1 protein-coding gene is annotated in these 1152 nt (G+C 65.2%); it reads left to right on the forward strand.

Going from position 1 to position 1152, the window contains the following annotated elements; translation table 11 throughout:
• Positions 1–95 precede the first annotated feature (95 nt).
• Positions 96–1139, forward strand: a complete 1044-nt coding sequence (locus tag ABGB21_RS36850) for an IS630 family transposase (protein ID WP_347658671.1) — start codon at positions 96–98, stop codon at positions 1137–1139.
• Positions 1140–1152 lie beyond the last annotated feature (13 nt).

Genomic DNA, 1152 nt, shown 5'->3' on the forward strand with positions numbered 1-1152 from the left:
CTAGTGCTCTGTTTCGTAAATAGCTATCCGTTTAGTAGGCTGTGCGTGTGACGCGTGCTGCCGCACCGCTGGTGCTCGAAACCGGTCAACGGGAACTGCTGGAGTCTCTTGCCAAGTCGCGTACGGTCGAGCATCGGCTGGTGCAGCGGGCGCAGGTGCTGCTGCGCGCCGCGGACGGGGTGTCCAACGCCGACAATGCGGTGATGGCTGGGGTGACCCGGATGACGGTTCGGGCGTGGCGGGCCGAGTTCGCCGAGCGCGGGCTTGCCGATCTGGGCAAGGTGGCCGCCGGTCGGGGCCGCAAGCCGTCGATCCCGCAAGCGGTGATCGACCAGATCGTGGACCTGACGCTGCATTCGCGGCCGGAGGGGGCCACGCACTGGTCGTGCCGATCGATGGCGGCGAAGGTCGGTGTCAGTCCAGCGACGGTGCAGCGGGTCTGGGACGCCCGAGGGCTCAAGCCGCACCTGGTGGAGACGTTCAAGCTGTCCAACGACAAGCGGTTCGAGGAGAAGCTCGTCGACGTCGTGGGCCTGTACCTGAACCCGCCGGACAAGGCGGTGGTCCTGTGCATGGACGAGAAGTCCCAGATCCAGGCCCTGGACCGAACGCAGCCGAGCCTGCCGCTCAAGCCCGGTCGGGCCGGCACGATGACTCACGACTACAAGCGGCATGGCACCACCACACTGTTCGCGGCGCTGGACGTGCTGACCGGCAAGGTCATCGGCAAGTGCTTCGCCCGGCACCGGCACGACGAGTTCCTGCGGTTCCTGCGCACGATCGATACCACGGTGCCGCGCAAGCTGCAGATCCACCTGATCGTCGACAACTACGGCACCCACACCCACCCCAACGTCAAGGCATGGCTGGCCAAGCATCCCCGCTTCCACCTGCACTTCACCCCCACCAGCTCGTCCTGGCTGAACATGGTCGAGCGCTGGTTCGCCGAACTGACCGACAAGATGATCCGCCGCGGGGTGTTCCACAGCGTGGACGACCTCATCACCGCGATCGAGGACTACCTACGCGTGCACAACGACGACCCGAAACCATTCGTCTGGACCGCCACCGCCGAATCAATCCTGGCCAAGGTCCGACGTGGACGAGTCGCTCTCCAGCAAGCGGCAAGCCAAAACTGAGACAGAACACTAG

Source organism: Plantactinospora sp. B24E8, from assembly GCF_039871735.1.
Taxonomy (GTDB): domain Bacteria; phylum Actinomycetota; class Actinomycetes; order Mycobacteriales; family Micromonosporaceae; genus Plantactinospora.